The sequence below is a fragment of the Bradyrhizobium guangdongense genome (assembly GCF_004114975.1).
Lineage (GTDB): Bacteria > Pseudomonadota > Alphaproteobacteria > Rhizobiales > Xanthobacteraceae > Bradyrhizobium > Bradyrhizobium guangdongense.
Genome location: NZ_CP030051.1, coordinates 2,148,705 through 2,170,752 on the forward strand (window position 1 = coordinate 2,148,705; position 22,048 = coordinate 2,170,752).

Genomic DNA, 22,048 nt, shown 5'->3' on the forward strand with positions numbered 1-22,048 from the left:
CGCTTCGGGAAGCCTATCGGGTTGAAAGGGAGTTGGTCGGAAGAGGCGCGAGAATCGCGGCAAGGTCACGACGAAAACCCAGTGCAATGAATAATTTTGCCATGACGAACATCGGTCCGAGCAAAAGGTGCGAAGGAAAAGTGAACAACGAGGCCTCGCGCCCCTCAAAAACCTTGTGGCCGATGGTCTGCGCGGCGAGGCCGAGCACGATCAGGGCGGTGAAAATCGCCCACATCGCCATGATGTTGACCTGCGCGGCAACGGTCGAGGCGATGGAAAACAGCACGATGGAAACGGCCAGGATCCCGAGCCCGAGCGCCACGTCGAGCAGCAGCCAATAGATCAGAACCGGCACGGCCAGGATCACCGCCAGGCTGACCTCGGCACCGAACAGCGGCAGCTTCACCAGCGTCAGCGGCATCACAGCGCCGGTGAACAGCAGGAGGATGCCGACGACATGCATCGCCGTGTTCCGGGGATCGCGATGGTACTCGACATAAACGGCAAGTTGGCGTTGAAAAAAGCCACCCATCTCGGTCTCATGCAGTACAGGGTCGGGGAAGGACGAACAGAGCCTATAGCACCGGATAGAGCAGTGCACAAACCGGGGCATTTGTCGCGCAGGACCGCGCCGTCGCGCGCTGAGACAGGTCACAAAATAATCGAGACTTCAAAGGGTTCCCGTAGCGGCCGGGACGCGCATGCTCAGTGCCTCTTGGCGGGCTTTTTGGTCGCAGGCGGAGGAGCTGCTGCGGGACGTGCCGGTGCATCCTCGGGGAGTTTGGCAAAGGTCATGATTTGCAACTGGCCGTTGACGGCCGAGGTCGGTTTCGCGCGGTCGAGGAACTGCTCTTCGCCGAGGCCGATCGGCACAAGCCGCTTGGTCGAGATCTTGAAGGTGTTGACCAGCACGTCGCGGATCGCGTCAGCACGGCGCTGGCTCAGGATCGCGTTGGCCTCGCGCGTCTTCGAATTGGACTCGACGTGGCCGACGATGAGGAACGTGTAGGGCAGCAGCGAGGCATGAACCAGCGCGTCGGCGATCCGGCCGACGGTCTGGTAGGATTCCGGCTGGATGATCGGCGTGTCGGCGTCGAACTGGATCTGGGCGTTGAAGGCCGGCAGCTTGGCCAGGTCAGGCGCGATCAGCGGCCGGTTCACCGGACCGGGATCGTTCTTGATGCGCGCCCTGGCCCGTTCCATCACCTGCTGCTTCAGTGCTGGAATGTCGACCTCGACGGCTTCCTCGAAATGGTTGAGCTTCCCGACGATGTCGTCGCGGGTCGGTGCCGTCTGCGCGCCGGCTTTGCCTGCGAGCAGAGCGAGGCCCAACGCAACACCGATTGCAAGGCGGACGTGCCCGGACGCGCGCATCAGCGATACCCCGCGTCGTCGACGGCCTTCAGGCAGTTGTTGCTGATGCCCTTCGGCGTCGAGATCAGGCAGGGGATCGACTTGCTGGTCTCCTTGGTCGAGCCGCCGCAGACCTTGACGATTTCACGCTGGCAGGCGTTCGCGACCGTGACACGGGCGCCGATGCGCTTCTGGATGGCATCGAACACGGTGAGGTAGTCGCTCAGGCACTGCTGCGAGAGCACGTCCCGATTGCGGGAGAGACACTCCTTCAGGCGGGTGGAGTCCGGGTTGACGCCGCGGCAATTGGCGACGATGTCCGCACCGCAACTTTTCGCCAAGAGCCCGATCGAATCGCCAAAGCTCATGGTCTCCGCCGCCGCAAGCGACGGCATCCCCAATGCCAGCAAGATCAGTGTGATGGAGCCCCGGACCATGGCTGCATCTGATACGGGGAAGTTCGCGATGGTCAAGGGCTGTTCGCCGCGGAATTGTCGACAGTCCGGCCAGTGCGGCGAACAGTCCTCACTCCTCGCCATCGGCATTGGGAGGAAATTCGATCAGCACGGCGGTGTGGTTCCGGATCGCATCGGCAAATTCGGGGTCGGCCTTGAGCTGGTCCAGGGTTCGCGGCGAGGGAAGCTTGCGCCCGTCCTCGGTCAGATCCTGCGCGTAAAATCCGATCGCCTCGGCCGCGTTCTCCAGGGCTTCGTCGACATCGTCGCCGCCGGAGATGCAGCCGGGCAGGTCCGGAAACCACAGGCTGACGTCATCGGGGCCGGCATCCTCGATGATGGCGACGTAGTGAGGCATGCCTCACGCCCGCTGGACAAAGCTGTCCACGACCTTCTTCTCGCCGGCCTTGTCGAAGGCGATGGTGAGCTTGTTGCCGTCGATCTTGGTGACACGGCCGTAGCCGAATTTCTGGTGGAAGACGCGGTCGGACAGCGAGAACTCCGAGGTCGTGCCGGTCGATTTGGCGATCAGCTCGCCCTCGATCGTCAGCGGGCCGCGGCGGCGCGAGGAGAAGCTGCCGAAATCGGGGCCGGATGACGATGAGGACGAGAACGTCGCGGCCTCTTCCTCGAAGCCGCCGCTTCTGCCGCCATTGCGGCCGCCGCCGCGATTGCGGTTCGCCTGGGCGCGCTGCCAGCCCGGCGTCGAATAGCTCGAGCCGAACGCCTCCATGTCGTCGAAGCGGGAGGCGCCGTAGCCGCCGGTGCCGCCCCAGGCCGAGCCGCCCTTGGATTCCGTGATCTCGACATTGGCCGCCGGCAGCTCGTCGAGGAAGCGCGAGGGGATCGTGGTCGACCAGGTGCCATGGATCCGGCGGTTGGTCGCGAAATAGATCATGGCGCGGCGGCGGGCGCGGGTCAGGCCGACATGGCCGAGCCGGCGCTCCTCCTCGAGCCCGGCGCGGCCCTGTTCGTCCAGCGTGCGCTGGCTCGGGAACAGGCCTTCCTCCCAGCCCGGCAGGAACACGTTGTCGAATTCGAGGCCCTTGGCGGAGTGCAGCGTCATCAACGACACGGCGTCGTCCTCGGCGCCGCCCTCGCGGTCCATCACCAGCGAGATGTGTTCGAGGAAGCCTTGCAGGTTCTCGAATTCCTCCATCGAGCGCACGAGTTCTTTCAGATTCTCGAGCCGGCCCGCGGCGTCGGCCGAACGGTCCTTCTGCCACATCTCGGTGTAGCCGCTCTCGTCGAGCACGATCTGGGCGAGATCGGTGTGTGCGGTGACCTCGCGCTGGGCGCGCCAGCGGTCGAACTGGGCGACGAGATCGCGCAAGCTGCCGCGCGCCTTCGGCTTCAGCTCGTCGGTCTCGACCACCGCGCGCGCCGCGTCGAACAGCGGGACGCGGCGCTTGCGGGCATGGTCGTGCAGCATCTGCACGGTGGCATCGCCGAGGCCGCGCTTGGGCACGTTGACGATGCGCTCGAAGGCGAGATCGTCCGCCGGCGAATTGATCACGCGCAAGTACGCCAGCGCGTCGCGGATTTCGGCGCGCTCGTAGAAGCGTGGACCGCCGATGACACGATAGGGCAGGCCGAGCGTGACGAAGCGGTCTTCGAACTCGCGCATCTGGTAGGACGCGCGCACCAGGATCGCGATCTCATTGAGCTTCTCGCCCTGGCGCTGCAGCTGCTCGATTTCCTCGCCGATGCCGCGCGCTTCCTCTTCCGAATCCCAGGAGCCGGTGACGGTAACCTTCTCGCCCTCGACGTCCTCGGTGCGCAGCGTCTTGCCGAGCCGGCCTTCATTGTGCGCGATCAGGTGCGAGGCGGCGGCGAGGATGTGGCCGGTCGAGCGGTAGTTGCGCTCGAGGCGGATGACCTTGGCGCCCGGAAAATCGTGCTCGAAGCGCAGGATGTTGTCGACCTCGGCGCCGCGCCAGCCATAGATCGACTGATCGTCGTCGCCGACGCAGCAGATGTTTTTGGTCTTCTCCTTCTCCCCGCTTGCGGGGAGAAGGTCGGGATGAGGGGGAGTCTCCACGAGCGCGGTCTGCGGAGAGTCCTCCTCACCCGCATCGCTTTGCGGTGCGACCTCACCCCGCAGGCGGGGAGAGGTCGAAGAGGGCGCCTGCGACAGCAGCCGCAGCCACAGATATTGCGCGACGTTGGTGTCCTGGTACTCGTCGACCAGGATGAACTTGAAGCGCTGCTGATACTGCCTGAGGATGTCAGGATGCTCGCGGAAGATCCTGATGTTTTCCAGCAGCAGGTCGCCGAAATCGGCGGCGTTCAGGATCTTCAGCCGCTCCTGGTAGCTCGCATAGAGCTTGCCGCCCTTGCCGTTGGCGAACATCGCGGCTTCGCCCGACGGCACCTGTGATGGCATCAAGCCGCGGTTTTTCCAGCCGTCGATCAAGCCGGCCAGCATGCGCGCCGGCCAGCGCTTGTCGTCGATGTTCTCGGCCTGCAGCAGCTGCTTGAGCAGGCGCACCTGATCATCGACGTCAAGCACGGTGAAATTCGACTTGAGCTGCGCGAGCTCGGCGTGGAAGCGCAGGATGCGGCCGCCGATGGAGTGGAAGGTGCCGAGCCACGGCATGCCTTCGACGGCGTGGCCGAGCATCTGGCCGAGCCGGTGCTTCATCTCGCGCGCGGCCTTGTTGGTGAAGGTCACCGACAGGATCTCGGCCGGCCGTGCGCGGCCCTGGCTCAGGATGTGGGCGATGCGCGTCGTCAGCACGCGCGTCTTGCCGGTGCCGGCGCCGGCCAGCACCAGGACCGGTCCGTCCAGCGTCTCCACTGCCTCGCGCTGCTCGGGATTGAGCCCGGAGAGGTATTTCGGGCCCACCGAGGCGCGCGCACGCGCGGCGATGCCGCCGGCTGCGGGCTGGTGGTCGGGAACGGCTGTGATCTTGCTCGGCTCGGTCATGCGAATCATTGGCCCCACGATGGCACCGCGGGGTGGCGGAAGGGAGCCTTCTTAACAGGGATTGGTGGCTATATGGGGCGCCGGAAAGAGGTTTTCCACGTACGCCGCGGGCCGATTTGTTCCTCGGAACGGCATTAAATTCCGGCCAGCCTGCACCGGAACCATCGTTCCCGGGTCGAGATTGTCAAGGCATGAGGCGCGGCCAGCCGCGTCGATCGCAGACAGACATCAAGACAGAGGTTTCACCATGCTAGGCTGGGTCGTAACGTTTCTGGTCATCGCACTGATCGCCGGCATCCTGGGCTTTGGCGGCATCGCCGGCGCTTCCGTCGAAATCGCCAAGATCATCTTCTTCGTCGCCGTCATCCTGTTCCTGGTCTCGGCCGTGGTCGGCCTGGCGCGCGGGCGCAGGATATAGCTACCGCTTCGAGGGCATCGCCACGTTCCGGCCGATGCCCTCGGGCCGCGGCACGGCGCGGTGAGCGCTGACGACGGTTGCAATGCGCTCGCGAATGTCGGGCGGAAACGCCGCCACCTTGCGCGAGCCCATGTCGATGTGCAGCGACATGTTCTCGGAGGTCGCCGACAGCCAGCCTTCGGTCGCGTGTCGCAGCTCCTCGAAGGTATGCAGCCGCTTGTCGTCGGCTTCCAGCAGCCAGACCGAGACCTGCACGGGATCGCCGAGATGGATCTCGCGCAAGTAGCGCACGTGGCATTCGGCCGTGAAGGTCGAGCCGCCGCGCTCTTTCATGTAGGTGGGCCCGATCCCGAGCTGCAGCCACATCTGGTCGATCGCGCGGTCGAACATCACGTTGTAATAGGCCATGTTGAGATGGCCGTTGTAGTCGATCCATTGCGGCTCGATCTGCATAATCGAGGCGCGGAACGGTTCAGGCGTAGCGGCTGCGGCGGCACTCTCCGGCATGTGTCCTTCCCAAGCTATGCGTCCGGTCGCTTGACTTGACCGGCTTTATGTCCTTTGCCACGGTTTCTTCTGTCGGGAGGAATGTCCGTGGGTACTGTTATCACCAATAATCCGCCGCGGCCGGCGCCGGAAGCCCTCGCAAGCGCGCTGGAGCAGCTTGCCGCACGGTTCGGCAACCGTCTGATCACCTCGCAGGCTGTCCGCGAGCAGCACGGCCATACCACGACATGGATCGTCAACCAGCCGCCCGACGGCGTGGTGATGGCGCAGGAGACCGCCGACATCCAGGACGTGGTGAGGATCTGCGCCAACCATGGCGTGCCCGTCATTCCCTTCGGCACCGGCACCTCGCTCGAGGGCCAGGTCAATGCGCCCGCCGGCGGCATCTCGATCGATTTGCGTGACATGAACAAGGTGCTGGCGGTGCATGCCGAGGATCTCGACTGCGTGATCCAGCCCGGCGTGACCCGCAAGGCGCTCAATGAGCATCTGCGCGATCAGGGCCTGTTCTTCCCGATCGATCCCGGCGCGGACGCCTCGCTCGGCGGCATGGCCTCGACCCGCGCCTCCGGCACCAACGCGGTGCGCTACGGCACCATGCGCGAGAGCGTGCTGGCACTGAAGGTGGTGCGCGGCGACGGCGAGATCATCACCACGGGCACGCGCGCCAAGAAGTCATCGGCCGGCTACGACCTCACGCATCTGTTCGTCGGCGCCGAAGGCACGCTCGGCATCATCTCGGAGCTGACCATCCGCCTGCGCGGCATCCCCGACACGATCGCGGCCGGCGCGGTGTCGTTCGAGACAGTGCACGGGGCGTGTCAGGCGGTGATCCTGGCGATCCAGACCGGTATTCCCGTGGCGCGCATCGAGCTGCTCAATGCCGCGCAGGTGCAGGCCTGCAATGCCTATTCGAAGCTGACTTTGCCGGAGACGCCGCTGCTGCTGCTGGAGTTCCACGGCAGCGAGATCGAGGTCGCCGAGCAGTCCAAGGCCTTCGGCGAGATCGCGAAAGAATGCGGCGGCGGCGATTTCTCCTGGACCACCAAGCCGGAGGATCGCACAAAGCTGTGGCAGGCGCGGCATGATGCCTATTGGTCCGTCAAGGCGCTGCGCCCGGGCGACAGCATCGGCGTGGTCGCGACCGACGTCTGCGTGCCGATCTCGCGGCTCGCCGATTGCGTCAGCGAGACCGAGGAAGATCTCAAGCGGCTCAAGCTGCTGTCGCCGATCGTCGGCCATGTCGGCGACGGCAATTTCCACTGCTCGCTGGTGTGTGACACCAACGATGCAGCCGAAATGGCGCGCGGCGAGGAGTTCATGCATCGCCTGGTCGAGCGCGCGCAGGCGATGGACGGAACCTGCACCGGCGAGCACGGCATCGGTCAGGGCAAGCAGAAATACCTCAAGGCCGAGCTCGGCCCGGAAGCGCTGGATGCGATGCGTGCGCTGAAAAAGGCGCTCGATCCGCAAAACATCTTCAATCCCGGCAAGATCGTGCCGGAGGCGTAGCGCGCCGGCCGGTCGCCGTTTATGCTCGCTCCGTCACGGCGGAGCGATGCAATGCAGTGGTTTGCGCGCAAGACGCGACAGGAGATCTGGGACGAGGCGATCCAATGGCCGCTCGGCGACATCGAAGCCGCCGCGCGCATCCGCGCCATCTGTGACGCCGCGGCCCAGAGCGCCATGGCCGCTGCGCAAAACGACAAGGGCGAGAACGTCCGGTATGAGCGCGCGGCGAAGGTCGCAATGGAGATCGCGATGAAGATCTCCGACGATCTGATGCGCGACGACGCGGTGCATCGCATCGTCGACCTCTGCATGAGCGCGAGCGATCTCAAGACGGCGCAGATCCTGTTCCGCGCGATCCACGCCAGCTGGATCCGCGAGACGGTGCAGCGGGATCATCCGACTTTGGTGTCGTGATTACCTCGCCAGCCTGTGCACGGCCTCATCCACGCTGTGGAAGACGTGCTCCCTCGGCAAGGCGTCAAAAAGGCGGAAACGCTCGAACGCGTCCTGCGCGCGCACCGATTCCAGCCGGGCCAGCGCGACGGTGACGCCTTGCGCGTTGCACACCTTGAAGACGTCGAGCAGGATCTGCGCGGCGGTGAAGTCGATCTCGACCATGCCGCTCGCCTCCAGCACCAGGAGTTGCGGCATTGCCGTGCCGAGCACTTTTGCCACGTCGCTCCGGAAGCTCGGCGCATTGAGGAACGACAGCGGCGCCTGCAGCCCGATCACGGCAACGCCCTCGACGCGCTCTCCGGTCATGTGCGGATGCGCCGGCCACCAGATCGTGGTGCCCGGCACGCGCTCGAATTCGACCAGCCTTGCGCGCGTCGTGCTCCAAATGCCGTGCAGCAGCGACAGCATGATGCCGAGGAACGCACCCTGCTGGATCGGCAGCACGATGATCAGCGCGGCGGTGGCGACGATCAGCAGAAATTCGCTGAACGACTGGCGGTAGATCGTGACGATCTGCCTGGTGCGGATGATCCGCAGCGCCACGAACAGCAGGATGCCGCCGAGCGCTGCGTCGGGTACATGGCGCAGCAATCCCGTTCCGAAGGCGAGCAGCGCCAGCACGATCAGCGCTGCCGCAAGGCCGGCGAGCTGCGATTGTCCGCCGGTCTCGGCGACGATGCCCGTGCGCGGCGGGCTGGCATTGACCGGAAAGGCGCCGAACAGGCCGGACAGCACGCTGCCCGCGCCGGTGCCGAGGAAGTCGCGGTCGACATCGGCGGGCTGGTCGGGATCGGACGGGAACGATCGCGTGGTGGCCGCGGTCTGCACCATCACCACCACGGTGACCACGAAGGCGAGCGGCACCAGGCGAACCCAGAGCTCCGGTGCAAGGACCGGGAAGGTCGGTCGCGGCAGCGTGCCTGGCACGGCGCCGACGACGTTGACGCCCTTGCTCTCGAGGCCAAGCGCGATCGTGGCCAGCGTCGCGGCAACCAGCCCGATCAGCGCGCCCGGGATTTTTGCGCTGATCTTCTCGGAGATGAAGACCACCGCGAGCACGCCGAAGCCGATGCAGAGCGTGACGGGATTGGTGCGGCCGATCTCGGTAGCAAGCACGCCGATGCGATCGAGTGTCGGGCCGTCAGGCGAGTCCAGCCCGAGCACGCTCGGCAATTGCGACACGATGATGTGGACGGAGATGCCGGCGAGGAAGCCGACCATCACAGGCATCGACAGGAGGTTGGCGATACCGCCGAGCCGGAACGCGCCGCCCGCGACCATCATCGCGCCGACCATCAAGGCCAGCGCGATGGCGAACCCCTGATATTCCGGTGAGCCCGTGGCGGCGAGCGCCGCAAGTCCGCCGGCGAAGATCGGCGTGATGGTGGAATCGGCGCCGCAGGACAGGAAGCGGTTGCCGCCGAGCAGCGCAAAGCCGAACGAGCCTGCCATGAAGGCGAAGAATCCGATCTGCGGCGCAAAGCCGCCGAGCCGCGCCGTTGCCATCTGCTCGGGGATCGCGATCGCCGCCAGCGTCAGTCCCGCCATCAGGTCGCCCGGTAAGGAATAGGAGGCGAGCGATCGGAGTAGCGGCCAGGCAGGCTTGGCGTCGGCGTCGTGCGGCATCGAGGTCCCCGGAAAACTGTGCGTCAAACAACAACACTACAGCATTTCGGGATCGGAAGGCGCCAGACGCGATTTCTCACCATCCGCGTCGTTGCGAGCGCAGCGAAGCAATCCAGAATCCCTCCCAGGAAAGACTCTGGATCGCTTCGCTGCGCTCGCAATGACCGAGGAGAGATTGGTTCTCGGTATCGCTGGCGAAAACCTCAGTACCGGCCGCGCTCGTTGCGATAATCGCCGCCGCGGCCTCCGCCGCCCATTCCCATGCCAATTCCAATCCCGATCCCGATGCCTTGCATCACGGCACCGGCGGTGGACCGGGAGGCGGTGCGCGTTCCACGACGACTTCGTCGGGCGGCGGCCGGCGCTTCGGCGGTGTATCGACGACCTTGCGCTTTGGCGGCGTGTCGTCGACGCGCTTCTTGATGACGGGCGCAATCGTCGGATTGATCGGCGTCGCCGGCGGCGTCGGTGCCGAGCATGGACAGGTCGGCGCCATGGCGACGGCGACGGGAACCGCCGCGGCCGCAACCGGCACGGCATAATTGCGGTTCTGCACGCGCAGCAGCAGCCGCCGCGCGGTTGCGGCGAGATCGCTGTTGCCCCAGTTCGCGAGATAGGCCTCGAAGGAGGCGCGGGTGTTCATCGCGACCGCGCGCTCCCACGCCAGCATCTGGCGCCGGCGCTCCAGCACCGTGCGCAGGCGCGGCGTGGTGGAGGCCTCCGCGTAGAGTTCGATATAGGCCTGATAGGCCTCTACGGTGTCCTCAGTGATCACGAGATCATAGGCGGCGCTGGCATCCTTGCCCTGCAAGTCCTTGCGCCACTCCGCGACGCTGCGCGGGGTGCTGGCAAGCGCCATCGCATTTGTGACAGCAGCAGCCGGCTGGCCGCTGCTGTCACCGAAGAATTTGAAGTCGGTGGTCAGCGACGAGCTTTCCCACGGGATCTGTCGCCCGTCGGTCGATTGCGCCACGGCGATGCGGATGCGTTTGAACACTTCCTCGATCGGCAGGTTCGGTTGCTTGGCGACCGTCAGTGCCGCCGTTGTGTAGGGACTGTCGGCGCCGGAGCCGTCCTCGGCCTCAGCGCCGGGCGAGGTCGAATACGAGATGAAGGACCCGGGCGCGCCCGCTTTGGTATCGACGATGGCAAGCCCATGGCCGGCGCCCGAGAGCGCCGGGAACGGATTGTTGCGGCAGGCATCCAGCATGAAGATGCGCGCCCGTGTCGGCAGCGCGCCAAGCGTGTTGAGCAGATCGTTCAGCCGCACGCCCTGAAGCGGAATGTCGGCTTCGCGCTTGGGATCGAGATCGACAGGCACCAGATAGTTCTCGCCGTCGATCTGCAGGCCGTGGCCAGCGTAGAACACCAGCGCGACGGTGTCGGCGCCGCTGGCGCTGACCTTGTCGGCGAAATCCGAGATCGCCTGGCGCATCTCGATCTGCGCGAGGTTCGGCGCCGCAGTGACGGTGAAGCCGGCATTACCGAGCAGCTCGGCCATGCCCTTGGCATCGTTGGCAGCGTTGGGCAGCTCGGGCACGGTGCGATAGGCGGACTGGCCGATCACCAGCGCGAGCCGCGCTTCGGCGGCAGCCTCCGTCGGCGTCATCAACTGGCTGAGGGCAAACAGGCCGGAGGCAAGAAGCAAATTGCAAAGGACTGGACGGCGCATGGTGTCACCTCCATCGGCAATGGCGCGAGGATGTCACCTTTTGTAGTGGTCCGCCATGGCGCCGTCTGTGCGCTAGCTCACGGACGCGCGTGCGGCAAAGTGGGGCAGGGCCGCTGCCGGAGCCGACGCATCATAGGCCACGGTCCCATGGAGGGTCCGGCGCAAAGCGCGCGGCGAGGAAATCGATGAAGGCGCGCACCTTGGCCGGCGGACGACGATCGGGCAGGTAGACCGCATGGACCGCGGAGGACTGGATCTCCGGCTGGTCGAGCGGCAGCGCGACCAGCGTGCCGGCCCGCAGATCATCGGCGATGATGAAGGTCGGCTGCCGGGCGATGCCAAGGCCGGCCAGCGCTGCCGCGCGCAGCACATCGCCATTGTTGGCGCGCAGGTTTCCCGACACCTGGACGCGGATCTCGCCATCCGCCCCGAACAGCCATTCCGCCGCGCTCGCCTGCTGCGAAAGCGTGTAGCCGAGACAATTATGCGCGGCGAGATCGCCCACGCTGCGCGGCGTGCCGTGCTTCGCCAGATATGACGGCGCGGCGCAGACGACCAGGCGGTTCGGCGCGAGCTTGCGCGCCACCATGCTGGAGTCGCGCAGCTTGCCGATGCGGATCGCGAGGTCCCAACCCTCCTCGGCGAGGTCGACGAGACGATCATTGAGGCCGAGCTCGAGGGTGACTTCAGGGTGGCGCTCGGAGAATTCGGCAATCAGGGGAGCGATCTGTCGAGTGCCGAATACCACGGGCACGTTGACCCGCAACGATCCGCGCGGCTCGACCCGCTCGCGCGCGACCGCGGCATCCGCCGTCTCCATGTCGGCGAGGATCCGCTCGGACGATTCCAGATAGAGGCGGCCGGCCTCGGTGATCGACAGTCGCCGCGTGGTGCGGTGGAACAGCTTGACGCCGAGCCGCGCCTCCAGCGACGCGACGTGCTTGGTCACCATGGTCTGCGACAGCCCCATCGCGCGGGCCGCGCCGGACAGGCTGCCGTTCGCCGCCACCTTGGCGAAGACTTCCAGGCTGGTCAGCCGGTCGAGCATCTATTTCACTCTAGAGGTGTGAGGTATATTTCCAGAATAGCAGATTATCATTCTATCGGGAATAGATCATAGATCTTCGCAACAATGGAGACACCGATGATCGATTCCCGTACTGCCCCTTACGCGGCCCTCGCGTTGCGTGTGACCTTGGGCGCCCTGTTCCTGGCCCATGCGAGCCTGAAACTGTTCGTCTTCACCCCCGCCGGCACGGCAAAGTTCTTCGGCAGCCTCGGCTTCCCGCCGGAGCTGGCCTACCTCGTGATGACGGTGGAAGTTCTCAGCGGCATTGCGCTGATCCTCGGCGTCTGGACCCGCTATGCGGCGCTGGCAGGCATTCCGGTCCTGCTCGGCGCGATCTTCACCGTGCACGGCGCGGCGGGCTTCTTCTTCACCAACCCGAAGGGCGGCTGGGAATTTCCCGCATTCTGGGCCATCGCGCTGGTCGCGCAGGCGCTGCTTGGCGATGGCGCCTTCGCATTGCGGCCCTCGCGCGAGGTCGAGGCAGCAAGCGGGCAGCTGAGCGTGGCGCCGTCGCGCTGATCGCAACGATCGTTTGAAATGAGAGAGCTGCGGGACCTCGGTCCCGCAGCTCTTTTGCTTGGTCCCATCAATATGCGTTCGGCATTGATCCATGCCCGATTTGGATCGATCGTCGTCGCTCCTGCATGCCGGGCCTTGTCGCTGCCGTGCGGCATCGTCGAAAACATCGGAAAACATAGGCGTTCCGCTGCGATCTCCGTCAGCGATCCAATCCCTCGCGCACGCGTGTCGCTCCCTGCCGCGAGCCTTGCCTGCTCCGTCGCTTTGGCCATACAGTCTGCGCAACAGGCCGTGTCAACGAGCGCGGCTACAAACAAGAATATTGGGGAGAGAAACCATGGCCCTCGTGCCCGTCAGCCGTCGCGCGTTCCTGAGGTCGTCGACCGGGGTGACCGCCGGTTTCGTGCTCTCTCCCGCCATCATCGGCCGCGCTGAAGCTGCAACGCTGAAGCTAAAATGCTCCTCCTCGCTGCCGAACGATCCCAAATTCGCCAACGGTCGCGTCTACTATGACAATCTCGTCAAGAATCTGAAGGGCAACGGGCTCGGCGAGCAGGTCGAGGTCGCCTTCTTTCCGGACAATCAGCTCGGGCAGGAAATCGACGTCATCAATTCGGTGAAGCTCGGCGTCATCGACCTCATGGTCTCGGGCTCGTCGATCTCGGCCAATCTGGTGCCGCTGGTCGGCACCTACGATCTCGGCTTCCTGTTCTCGAGCTTTCCGCAGCAGACCAAGGCGTTCGACGCCGGCGCCGCCAAGCCGATCGAGGACGCGCTGCTCAAGGGCAGCAACATCCGCATCATCGCCTGGGCGTATAATTTCGGCTCGCGCAGCGTGTTCGCGAAGAAGCCGGTGAAGACGCCGGAGGATCTCGCCGGTCTCAAGATCAGGACGCTGCCCAATCCAGTCATTACCGAATGCCTGCGGCTGATGGGCGCTGCCGCGACGCCGCTGGCGTTCGGCGAAATCTACACGGCGCTGCAGGCCGGCGTGCTGGACGGCCTCGAGCACGATCCTCCGACAATCCTCGCCAGCAAGTTCTATGAGACCGCGAAGTTCTACGCGCTGACGCAGCACAATTTCTCACCGCTTGCGATCTACTTCAGCGATGCGACCTTCAACCGCATGGATCCGAAGCTGCGCGAAGGCTTTCTCGACGCCGCGAAGAAGGCCGCGGCCGATACGCGGACGCACGGGCTCGCGGTCGAGAAGGAGGCACTGGCTGCGCTCACCGAGAAGGGCGTGACGGTGGCCGAATGCGACCGCGAAGCCTTCAAGAAGCGCGTGGCACCGCAGACGGAGAACTTCATCAAGGCGCGGCCGGAATCCAAGGCGGTCATCGACATCATTCGTTCGACGCAAGCCTGAGATGGCCAAATCCGAGATGGCCATGACCGGCGCCTTGCCCCTCTCGGGCGGTCGACACGGCAGCATTGCGCTGCTGCTCCGTTGCAGCGACACGATCGCAGCCATCTTGCTGGCTGCCGATCTCGCGGTCGTCTGCGGCTCGGTGCTGTTGCGTTTCTTCTTCAACGCGCCGGTCGAATGGTCGGATGACGTTGCGCGCGGATTGATGGTCGGCTCGGCCTTCTTCGGCGCGGCGAGCGCACTCGCACGCGGCGAGAATGTCGGCGTGTCCTTCTTTCGCGATCTGTTGCCGCAGCGGCTACGAACGCTGGTCGACGCGGCGAGTGCCGTGCTCGTCGTGCTGATCTCCGGCTATGTCGCCTACAACGCGATCAAGCTGGGTTCGCTGACATCGGGCCAGACCACCGGCTCGGGCCTGCCGCTGGAGCTCACCTTCTATCCGATGGGCATCGGTGCGCTGTTCATGACGGTGTTCGCGGTCGATCATCTCTGCGCGCGGCCGCTGCCGGAGATCGTCAGAGGCCTGGTCGCCGTCGCCATCGTCACCGGGCTCTATCTCGCCTGGGATTACCTGTCGCCGTCATCGGTGCCGTCGGCGGGCACGCTGATGCTGATCGGCTTCTTCGCCACGTTGTTCGGCGGCTTGCCGATCGGATTTGCGCTGGCGCTGGCCGCGCTGATCTTCATCTGGGTCGAGGGCGCGCTGCCGGGCGTCATCTTCGCCCAGCAGATGGCGCGCGGCATCGACAATTTCGTGCTGCTTGCAATCCCGTTCTTCATCCTCGTCGGCTACCTCATGGAAGCCAACGGCATGTCGGTGCGCCTGATCGAGCTGCTGCAGCGCGCTGTGGGGCGCATGCGCGGCGGACTGAACGTGGTGATGGTGGCCTCGATCGTGCTGTTCTCGGGCATCTCGGGCTCTAAGATGGCCGATGTCGCCGCGGTCGGTTCCGTGCTGATTCCGGCGGCACGCCGCTCCCGGCAGAATCCCGGCGGCGCGGTCGCGCTGCTTGCGGCGTCCGCGGTGATGGCGGAGACCATTCCGCCCTGCATCAACCTGATCATTTTGGGCTTTGTCGCGAACCTGTCGATCGGCGGCCTGTTCATGGCGGGGCTGTTGCCGGCGGCGCTGATGGCGGCGGTTCTGATCGCCTTCTCCATCATCTCCGGCAAGCCACGCGCGGACGCCGAAGAGGTCGAACCGCAGGTGGCGGTGTCGGGCCTGTGGAGCGGCGCGATCGCCTCGTTCGGTCTGATCTTCCTGATCTTCTTCGGCTTCAAGAGCGGCTTTGCCACCGCAACCGAAATCTCGGCCTTCGCGGTCGCCTATGCGCTCATCGTTGGCAGCGTGGTGTTCCGCGAGCTCAGCTTCAGATCGGCGGCGCACAGTTTCGTGCAGGCGGCGACGCGTGCGGGTCTCGTGCTGTTCATCGTCGCCGCCGCGCAGTCGCTCGCGTTCACGCTGACCCTGCAACAGGTGCCGCATGCGGTCGGCGACTTCATGCTTTCGTTGTCCAAAACCTCGGGCGTCTGGCTGTTCATCCTTCTCGCGATCGCCGTGCTGATCGTGATGGGCTCGGTGCTGGAAGGCGCGGCCGCGCTGATCATCTTCGGGCCGCTGCTGCTGCCGGTTGCGGTGCAGCTCGGCATCGATCCCCTGCATTTCGGCGTCGTGCTCGTGATCGCAATGGGCATCGGCCTGTTTGCGCCGCCGCTCGGGCTCGGGCTCTACGGTGCCTGCCTGATCGGCAACGTGCCGATCGAGCAGACGGTGAAGCCGATCCTGGGCTATCTCGGCCTGTTGTTCCTCTGTCTGCTCGTCATCGCCTTCGTGCCCTGGCTCTCGACCGCCTTGCCGCGCGCATTCGGCTATTGAAGGAGTGCCGTTGTGAAAGTCCTGCTGGCCCATACGCCGGAGATGCGCCGCAATTACTACGGCGATCGCAGCCTGAACGGCCTGCGCGCGATTGCTGACGTGATCCTCCACGAGGGCGATCAGGCGCTCGATGCGGCCGGCCTCGTGACTGCGGCCAAGGATGCCGACATCATCGTCGCCGATCGCATGACCGAAGGCCGCGGCGAGATCTTCGCGCTGTTGCCGCGCCTGCGTGCCTTCGTCCGCTGCGCCGTCGACATCCGCAACGTCGATGTCGAGGCGGCCTCGCAGGCCGGCGTGCTGGTGACCCGTGCCGGTCCCGGCTTCGTCCAGGCGGTGGCCGAGCTCGCGGTCGGCTTCATGGTCGATCTGTCCCGCGGCGTGTCGCGGACGACGGCGGATTACCACGCCGGCCGCAAGCCGGAAGCGCGGATGGGCCGCCAGCTCGCCGGCAGCACGATCGGCATCATCGGCTATGGCAGCATCGGCCGCTATCTCGCCGAGATTGCCAAGGTGCTGCGGATGGAGGTGCTGGTCGCCGATCCTTTTGCCACTGTCGCTGACACCGCGCTCAGGCACGTCGCGCTGGAGGAGCTTCTCGCGGCCTCCGACTATGTCGTGTGCCTTGCCATCGCCAACGAGCAGACCGAAAAGCTGATCGGGGAGGCGGCGCTTGCGCGGATGCAGAAGCATGCCGTCTTCATCAATCTGTCGCGCGGTAATCTGGTCGACGAAGCCGCGCTCGCCAAGGCGCTGCTGGAGAACCGCATCGCCGGCGCGGCGATGGACGTCGGCCGCGCGCCCGACCAGATGCCGACGCCGGAGCTGGCGAAGCTTCCGAACGTCATCGCGACGCCTCATGTCGGCGGGCTGACGCCGCAGGCGATTGAATATCAGTCGCTGGAAACCGTGCGGCAGGTCGAGGCGATCAGCAAAGGCGAGGTGCCGCCGGGCGCCGTCAATGCCGAGCACTGGACGAGGCGCCCTTGAGCGGCTCTACAGCCGGTCCACCGCCTTGAACGTCCCGTCCTTCTGGATCACCGTCAGAAACACCTTTGGCGGTGCCTCGCCGGCGCGCGCGCCGACGGTGACGAGGCTGCCGCTGATGTCGAAGCGGCCGGTCGCGTTGATCGTGTCCAGCAGGCCCGCGCGCGTCGGATTTGGTCCGGCTTTTTCCAGCGCGGCTGCGGCGAGGCGGCCGGAGATGTAGCCTTCGAGCGAGACGAAGTCCGGCGTCGTCGTGGGATCGAGCGCGGTCTGTGCCGCCTGGTAGTCGGCGACGAGCTTGATCGAGCGATCCCAGGGAAACGGCACGACCTGGGAGACGATGACGCCTTCGCCGTCCGGGCCGAGCTCGCGGGCAAGCGCGGTGGCGCCGACGAAGGAGATGTTGACGAAGGTGGGATAGGCACCGTTGTGATGCGCGAGCTTGATGAACTCGGCGCTCGGACCGTATGTGCCGACGATCACGATCGCCTCGGGCTCGGCGCGCTTGATGGTGCGCCAGCCCGCGCTGACCGCACGCGTGTTGCGCTCGAAGGTGCCTTCGGCGGCGAGTTCGAGCCCGCGCCTGGCAAGCGCGTTCTTCACGCCGGCAAGGCCGTCGCGGCCGAAGGAATCGTCCTGGTAGAAGATGCCGATCCGGGTGAACTGACGATCCTCGGTGAGATGCTTGATGAGGGTCTCCGTCTCCGCGCTGTAGCTGGCGCGAATGTTCACCACATTCGATAATTCGGGATCGCGCAGGAATTCGGCGCCGCTGAACGGTCCGATGAAGGGAATGTTGCGAGCGCTGGTCATCGGGATGGTCGCGATCGCAGTCGGCGTCCCCACCGCGCCGATCAACGCGAACACCTTGTCGTCTTCGACGAGCCTCAGCGTTTGCGCCACCGAGCGGTCGGGATCGTAGCCATCGTCGCGGCTGATGAGCTGGAGCTTGCGGCCGTAGACGCCGCCTCTGGCATTGATCTCGGTGAAGGCTGCGACGATGCCGCGCCGCATGTGTTGCCCGAGCACGGAAGAGGGACCCTCGAGCGCCGCGGCTTGGCCGAACAGGATTGCGTCCTTGCTGACGCCGACCTCGTCGCCGCGCGCCGTCAGCGTTGTCGCCGCCGAGAAGGCGGCGGCGAGTGCGACGCCTATCGCTGCGCGCGATCGTTTCATGAGTGAGCTCGCCGGATGCACAAAGTGACGCCGACGATAGGTCCGCAGGCTGAACAGGGCGCTAACCGGAGCCGACGGAGTGCTCCGTAGGACTGCGGGTAAAAACAGCAAATGGCTACCTGATTTTGGCAATGCGAAGGTCATTCGTTAACTACATCTCGCGATGCGAGATGGACGAGTTCCAATGTTGTACGGTTCTTAACTCCGATCCTTGTCCGATAGTCACCGCGGTGGCTCAACCCTAAGTTCGGACGCCGCGCCGAGGGACGTGACGGGATTAAGATGGGCGATCGCGATCAGAACGATCCGGGTCGAAGGCGTAAGACTGGCCGCTGGCGCGTTGCGACGCTGCTCGGCCTGTATCGCCCTGCTCTGGTCGCGGCCGCCCTTGGCTTGCTGTTCTCGCTCGCAGGCGCCGCGGCGGTGGCGCGCTGGGAAGATCGCGTCAACAAGATCGAGTTCGAGAACGCGGCCGAGACCCAATCGATCGTCATGCAGAACGGCATGAACGAATATATCAGCCGGCTGGTGGCGCTGCGGACGCTGTTCGAGTCCTCCAACGAGGGGGTCACGCGCAGCGAGTTCGAGACGTTCAGCGGCCGCCTGTTCGAGCGCTATCCCGGCTTGCTGCGCGTCGGCTGGCTGCCGGGGATCTCCCGCAAGGAGCGCGCCGAATACGAGGCTGCCGCGATTGCCGACGGCGTGTCCGGCTATCGCATCAAGGCGCTCGATGGCAAAGCCTTCGTCACCGCGCCGCAAGGGGAGGAGTATTTCCCCGTCTTCTATTCGACGCAGCCGAAGACATCGCCCGTCTACGGCATGGACTACATGAGCGTGCCGGACCGCAAGGCGGTGCTCGAGCGCGCTCGCGACAATGACGACATCGCCGCCATCCGCACCGAGCTCTATGCCCGCAACGAAGACAGCAAATTGCCGAACGTTCTGGTGATCGTGCCCGTCTACGCCAAGGGCACCTCGCGTGAGACCATCGCCGATCGCCGACGCAACATCACGGGGTTCGTTGTCGGCATCTTCGACCTGCCCTTGCTGATGCAGGCCATCCGCGTCAGGACCGGGGCGAGCCCCGCCGTCAGCGTGAACGTCTATCAGCCCTTCAACACGCGTACCATCAGCCTGGAAGGCATGCTGCCCGATTACGCCTCCGCAGCGGCCGCGCCGCAATCGATCGGCGATGTCGCGCGTGGCCGGCACTGGTCGGGCGGCCTCAGGATCGGCGACGCCGATTGGCAGGTGCGGGCGGTTCCGACCGCCGGCGGTGCGTTGGAGACGAGTTACGACCGCGCGGGCGCCGTGCTGACCGTCGGCATGCTGCTGACGCTGTCGCTTTCGACCTATCTGATGCTCGCAAGCCGCAATTCGCGGCGGCTGTCGCTGGCCAACCGTCGCGTGCTCGAGTTGGCGCAGACCGACGTGCTCACGGGCTTGCCGAACCGCGCCTTCTTCCTCGCCCGGCTCGACGAGCTCAACAGCCAGCTGAAGGATGGTGGCTGGACCTTCTCGATCCTGATGCTCGATCTCGATCGCTTCAAGAACGTCAACGATTCCCTCGGTCATGGCGCCGGCGATGCGCTGCTGCGACTGGTGGCGCAGCGGCTGAAATCCGCGGTGCGCTCCACCGACGTGCTGGCGCGCCTCGGTGGCGACGAATTCGCCATCATCCAGGAGGGCTGCGATGACCAGCGCGCCGCTTCGACCGAGCTCGCCGCGCGGATCGCCAAGCTCGTCTCCGAGCCGTTCCTGCTGCCGGGACATCGCGTCGAGATCGGCACCAGCATCGGCATCGCGATCGCGCCGGATCACGGTAGCGACCAGGAGCAGCTGCTGAAGAAGGCGGATCTTGCGCTCTACCGCTCGAAATCGGCCGGCCGCAACTGCTTCACCATCTACGACGAGGCGATGTCGGCGGAGCTCGAGGCGCGCAACACGCTGGAGGGGGATCTGCGCGATGCCATCGCGCGTTGTCAGCTCGAGGTGCACTATCAGCCGTTCATGGACGCCGGCACCGGCGCGCGGCGCGGCTTCGAGGCGCTGGTGCGCTGGCGCCATCCGGTGCGCGGGCTGATCCCGCCGGATCAGTTCATTGCGCTCGCCGAGGAGACCGGGCTGATCGTGCCGCTCGGCGAATTCGTGCTGCGCCGCGCCTGCGCGGATGCCGCGAGCTGGCCGTCCGATCTGATGGTCGCGGTGAACCTGTCGCCGATCCAGTTCAAGGAAGCCGATCTGTTCGACGTCATCTGCGCCGCCTTGCACGATTCCGGTCTGTCGCCGCAGCGGCTCGAGATCGAGATCACCGAATCCGTCCTGCTGGAGCGCGGCGCCGAGAACCACGCCTTTATGGAACGGTTGAAGGGCATCGGCATCGAGCTCGCGCTCGACGATTTCGGCACCGGCTATTCCTCGCTCAGCTATCTCACCGCGTTCCCGTTCGACAAGATCAAGATCGACAAATCCTTCATCCGCAGCCTCACGCACCAGCCGCGCTCTTCCGCCATCATCTCCTCGATCGTGACGCTGGCGCGCGGGCTCGACATGGCGGTCACCGCCGAGGGTGTCGAGACATCGGAGGAGTTCGAGCGGCTGAAGGCGCTCGGCGTCAATTTCGCGCAAGGCTATCTGTTCGGCCGCCCGCGCCCGATCGCCGAGATCGAGCTCGACGGGCCGAGCTCGCGTTCGCAACGCGACGCAGCCTGAGCGCTCGGCCCCAAGCCGCGTCCGTGAAAATCGCTTGACCCGCGCGTCCCCAGATGGTCCGAAGGATCGTCCAGGGATGAAACAAGAAAATGCGACTTCCGTTCTTCTACGGCTGGGTCGTGGTTGCCGTGACGTTCGTCACCATGGCCATCGGCGTCAACGCGCGCACCGCCTTCTCGCTGTTCTTTCCGCCGATCATCTCCGAATTCGGCTGGGAGCGCGGCGTCACCGCGGGCGCTTTCTCGTTCGGATTCGTCGCCTCGGGCGTCGCCAGTCCGTTGATCGGACGGCTGATGGACCGTGCAGGCCCGCGCGCGGTGATGGAGCTCGGCGTCGCGCTGATGGCCGGCGGGCTGCTGCTCGCCCCGCTCACCAGCCAGCCCTGGCATCTCTATCTGACGCTCGGCGTGATGGTCGGCGCCGGCTCCGTGTGCCTCGGCTATTCCGGCCAGTCGCTGTTCCTGCCGAACTGGTTTATCCGCAAGCGCGGATTTGCCATCGGTATCGCCTTTGCCGGCGTCGGCATCGGTTCGATGACGCTGCTGCCATGGGTGCAGCACATGATCGAGCAAACCGGCTGGCGCACCGCCTGCACCGCGATGGGGCTGACGATCCTGATCGTGCTGGCGCCGATCAACCTGCTCCTCCACAAACGTCCCGAAGACCTTGGCCTTCAGCCGGACGGCGACGCCACGCCGGCCGTGGGTGCCGCAAAGCCGGTCTCGAACATCGTCGATCCGGCCTGGGCCAGCACCGATTGGACGCTCGCACGGGCGGTTGCGACGGCCCGGTTCTGGTGGATCGCGTTCGGCTATTTCTGCGGCCTGTACATTTGGTACTCAGTGCAGGTGCATCAGACCAAGTTCCTGCTCGACATCGGCTTCAGCCCGAGCATTGCGGTCTGGGCGCTCGGCGCTGTCAGCCTGCTCGGCATTCCCGGCCAGATCCTGCTCGGCCACGTCTCCGACCGGATCGGACGGGAATGGGTCTGGGCGATCAGCTGCGCCGGCTTTGCGATCTGCTTTTCGGCGCTGATCGCGCTGAAATATCAGCCCTCGCTGTGGCTGGTCTGGCTGATGGTGTTCACGCAAGGGGCGCTCGGCTACGGCCTCACCTCGATCATGGGGGCGGTGGTGTTCGAGATTTTCCAGGGCCGACATCAGGGCAGCATCTTCGGCACGATCATGCTCGCGGCACTCGCGGGCGGTGCCGCCGGTCCCTGGTTGACGGGCCTGCTCTACGATCGCGCCGGCGATTACACGCTGGCCTTTGCCATCGGCATTCTCGTGAGCCTGCTCTCGGCGCTGTCGGTCTGGCGTGCCTCGCCTGGCAAGGTGCGGGCGGTGGCGGGCCGGCTGCACAGGCTTCGCACGACAAACTAGGTTCCTTCTGCAACGGATTACCGTCGCGCC

Annotated in this window: 19 protein-coding genes and 1 pseudogene; 9 read left to right on the forward strand and 11 right to left on the reverse strand. The window is 65.5% G+C overall.

The genetic code is table 11. The features are described 5' to 3' along the window. Positions 1–13: 13 nt before the first annotated feature. The 5 genes from X265_RS10305 to X265_RS10325 form a co-directional block, all read right to left on the reverse strand. Positions 14–532 (reverse strand): Mpo1 family 2-hydroxy fatty acid dioxygenase, encoded by a 519-nt coding sequence (locus X265_RS10305; RefSeq protein ID WP_128969197.1) that lies wholly within the window; start codon positions 530–532, stop codon positions 14–16. Between the two features lie 173 nt (positions 533–705). Beyond that, positions 706–1,374, reverse strand: coding sequence for an OmpA family protein (locus X265_RS10310; RefSeq protein WP_128964730.1), 669 nt, complete (start codon positions 1,372–1,374; stop codon positions 706–708). Then, a complete protein-coding gene (locus tag X265_RS10315) occupies positions 1,374–1,790 on the reverse strand; it encodes a hypothetical protein (protein WP_128969198.1) in 417 nt (138 codons plus the stop codon). Before X265_RS10315 ends, X265_RS10310 begins: the two co-directional genes overlap by 1 nt. Before the next feature lie 88 nt (positions 1,791–1,878). Beyond that, positions 1,879–2,166, reverse strand: coding sequence for a type II toxin-antitoxin system HicB family antitoxin (locus tag X265_RS10320; protein WP_128964731.1), 288 nt, complete (start codon positions 2,164–2,166; stop codon positions 1,879–1,881). A 3-nt stretch (positions 2,167–2,169) separates the two neighbouring features. Beyond that, positions 2,170–4,746 carry an ATP-dependent helicase gene (locus X265_RS10325; RefSeq protein ID WP_128964732.1) on the reverse strand — a complete coding sequence of 859 codons (2,577 nt, stop codon included), beginning with the start codon at positions 4,744–4,746 and terminating at the stop codon, positions 2,170–2,172. 238 nt (positions 4,747–4,984) lie between these two features. On the opposite strand from X265_RS10325, the gene X265_RS10330 reads away from it, so the two are divergent. Beyond that, positions 4,985–5,155 (forward strand): DUF1328 domain-containing protein, encoded by a 171-nt coding sequence (locus tag X265_RS10330; protein ID WP_092299745.1) that lies wholly within the window; start codon positions 4,985–4,987, stop codon positions 5,153–5,155. On the opposite strand, the gene X265_RS10335 is transcribed toward X265_RS10330, so the two are convergent. Continuing rightward, positions 5,156–5,662, reverse strand: coding sequence for a thioesterase family protein (locus tag X265_RS10335; protein ID WP_128964733.1), 507 nt, complete (start codon positions 5,660–5,662; stop codon positions 5,156–5,158). Positions 5,663–5,749: 87 nt separating this feature from the next. On the opposite strand from X265_RS10335, the gene X265_RS10340 reads away from it, so the two are divergent. Further along, a complete protein-coding gene (locus tag X265_RS10340; protein WP_128964734.1) occupies positions 5,750–7,174 on the forward strand; it encodes an FAD-binding oxidoreductase in 1,425 nt (474 codons plus the stop codon). Positions 7,175–7,225: 51 nt separating this feature from the next. Continuing rightward, a complete protein-coding gene (locus X265_RS10345) occupies positions 7,226–7,588 on the forward strand; it encodes a hypothetical protein (RefSeq protein ID WP_164938504.1) in 363 nt (120 codons plus the stop codon). Here X265_RS10345 and X265_RS10350 read toward each other — a convergent pair whose 3' ends face one another. The 4 genes and pseudogenes from X265_RS10350 to X265_RS10360 all read right to left on the reverse strand — a co-directional run bounded on the left by X265_RS10350 (position 7,589) and on the right by X265_RS10360 (position 11,976). Beyond that, entirely contained in the window at positions 7,589–9,256 is a 1,668-nt protein-coding gene (locus X265_RS10350; protein ID WP_128964736.1) for a SulP family inorganic anion transporter, read from the reverse strand. 76 nt (positions 9,257–9,332) lie between these two features. After that, a complete protein-coding gene (locus X265_RS40370; protein WP_164938505.1) occupies positions 9,333–9,530 on the reverse strand; it encodes a hypothetical protein in 198 nt (65 codons plus the stop codon). Further along, a pseudogene (locus tag X265_RS10355) lies at positions 9,460–10,928 on the reverse strand (caspase family protein). The gene X265_RS40370 and the pseudogene X265_RS10355 overlap by 71 nt, the downstream one beginning before the upstream one ends. Positions 10,929–11,058: 130 nt before the next feature. Next, complete coding sequence (locus X265_RS10360; RefSeq protein WP_128964737.1) at positions 11,059–11,976, reverse strand: LysR family transcriptional regulator; 918 nt, start codon at positions 11,974–11,976, stop codon at positions 11,059–11,061. A gap of 96 nt (positions 11,977–12,072) precedes the next feature. Here X265_RS10360 and X265_RS10365 point away from each other — a divergent pair, with 96 nt between their 5' ends. The 4 genes from X265_RS10365 to X265_RS10380 all read left to right on the forward strand — a co-directional run bounded on the left by X265_RS10365 (position 12,073) and on the right by X265_RS10380 (position 16,751). Beyond that, positions 12,073–12,516 (forward strand): DoxX family protein, encoded by a 444-nt coding sequence (locus X265_RS10365; RefSeq protein WP_128964738.1) that lies wholly within the window; start codon positions 12,073–12,075, stop codon positions 12,514–12,516. A 337-nt stretch (positions 12,517–12,853) separates the two neighbouring features. Further along, the gene (locus X265_RS10370) at positions 12,854–13,885 is read left to right on the forward strand and encodes a TRAP transporter substrate-binding protein (RefSeq protein WP_164938507.1); all 1,032 of its coding nucleotides are present in this window, start codon (positions 12,854–12,856) and stop codon (positions 13,883–13,885) included. A 22-nt stretch (positions 13,886–13,907) separates the two neighbouring features. Beyond that, the gene (locus tag X265_RS10375; RefSeq protein WP_164938989.1) at positions 13,908–15,761 is read left to right on the forward strand and encodes a TRAP transporter large permease; all 1,854 of its coding nucleotides are present in this window, start codon (positions 13,908–13,910) and stop codon (positions 15,759–15,761) included. A 12-nt stretch (positions 15,762–15,773) separates the two neighbouring features. Then, a complete protein-coding gene (locus tag X265_RS10380) occupies positions 15,774–16,751 on the forward strand; it encodes an NAD(P)-dependent oxidoreductase (protein WP_128964739.1) in 978 nt (325 codons plus the stop codon). 6 nt (positions 16,752–16,757) lie between these two features. Here X265_RS10380 and X265_RS10385 read toward each other — a convergent pair whose 3' ends face one another. Beyond that, positions 16,758–17,924, reverse strand: coding sequence for an ABC transporter substrate-binding protein (locus X265_RS10385; RefSeq protein WP_128964740.1), 1,167 nt, complete (start codon positions 17,922–17,924; stop codon positions 16,758–16,760). Positions 17,925–18,206: 282 nt separating this feature from the next. On the opposite strand from X265_RS10385, the gene X265_RS10390 reads away from it, so the two are divergent. Next, the gene (locus tag X265_RS10390) at positions 18,207–20,636 is read left to right on the forward strand and encodes a bifunctional diguanylate cyclase/phosphodiesterase (protein ID WP_128964741.1); all 2,430 of its coding nucleotides are present in this window, start codon (positions 18,207–18,209) and stop codon (positions 20,634–20,636) included. 89 nt (positions 20,637–20,725) lie between these two features. Continuing rightward, positions 20,726–22,018 carry an MFS transporter gene (locus tag X265_RS10395; RefSeq protein ID WP_128964742.1) on the forward strand — a complete coding sequence of 431 codons (1,293 nt, stop codon included), beginning with the start codon at positions 20,726–20,728 and terminating at the stop codon, positions 22,016–22,018. Positions 22,019–22,048 lie beyond the last annotated feature (30 nt).

Coding starts and splice junctions, on each gene's coding strand:
- X265_RS10370 (WP_164938507.1), top strand. CDS start 12,854: ATGGCCCTCGTGCCCGTCAGCCGTCGCGCGTTCCTGAGGTCGTCGACC.
- X265_RS10395 (WP_128964742.1), top strand. CDS start 20,726: ATGCGACTTCCGTTCTTCTACGGCTGGGTCGTGGTTGCCGTGACGTTC.
- X265_RS10310 (WP_128964730.1), bottom strand. CDS start 1,374: ATGCGCGCGTCCGGGCACGTCCGCCTTGCAATCGGTGTTGCGTTGGGC.
- X265_RS10335 (WP_128964733.1), bottom strand. CDS start 5,662: ATGCCGGAGAGTGCCGCCGCAGCCGCTACGCCTGAACCGTTCCGCGCC.
- X265_RS10385 (WP_128964740.1), bottom strand. CDS start 17,924: ATGAAACGATCGCGCGCAGCGATAGGCGTCGCACTCGCCGCCGCCTTC.
- X265_RS10390 (WP_128964741.1), top strand. CDS start 18,207: ATGGGCGATCGCGATCAGAACGATCCGGGTCGAAGGCGTAAGACTGGC.
- X265_RS10320 (WP_128964731.1), bottom strand. CDS start 2,166: ATGCCTCACTACGTCGCCATCATCGAGGATGCCGGCCCCGATGACGTC.
- X265_RS10315 (WP_128969198.1), bottom strand. CDS start 1,790: ATGGTCCGGGGCTCCATCACACTGATCTTGCTGGCATTGGGGATGCCG.
- X265_RS10375 (WP_164938989.1), top strand. CDS start 13,908: ATGACCGGCGCCTTGCCCCTCTCGGGCGGTCGACACGGCAGCATTGCG.
- X265_RS10350 (WP_128964736.1), bottom strand. CDS start 9,256: ATGCCGCACGACGCCGACGCCAAGCCTGCCTGGCCGCTACTCCGATCG.
- X265_RS10325 (WP_128964732.1), bottom strand. CDS start 4,746: ATGATTCGCATGACCGAGCCGAGCAAGATCACAGCCGTTCCCGACCAC.
- X265_RS10305 (WP_128969197.1), bottom strand. CDS start 532: ATGGGTGGCTTTTTTCAACGCCAACTTGCCGTTTATGTCGAGTACCAT.
- X265_RS10365 (WP_128964738.1), top strand. CDS start 12,073: ATGATCGATTCCCGTACTGCCCCTTACGCGGCCCTCGCGTTGCGTGTG.
- X265_RS10345 (WP_164938504.1), top strand. CDS start 7,226: ATGCAGTGGTTTGCGCGCAAGACGCGACAGGAGATCTGGGACGAGGCG.
- X265_RS10360 (WP_128964737.1), bottom strand. CDS start 11,976: ATGCTCGACCGGCTGACCAGCCTGGAAGTCTTCGCCAAGGTGGCGGCG.
- X265_RS10330 (WP_092299745.1), top strand. CDS start 4,985: ATGCTAGGCTGGGTCGTAACGTTTCTGGTCATCGCACTGATCGCCGGC.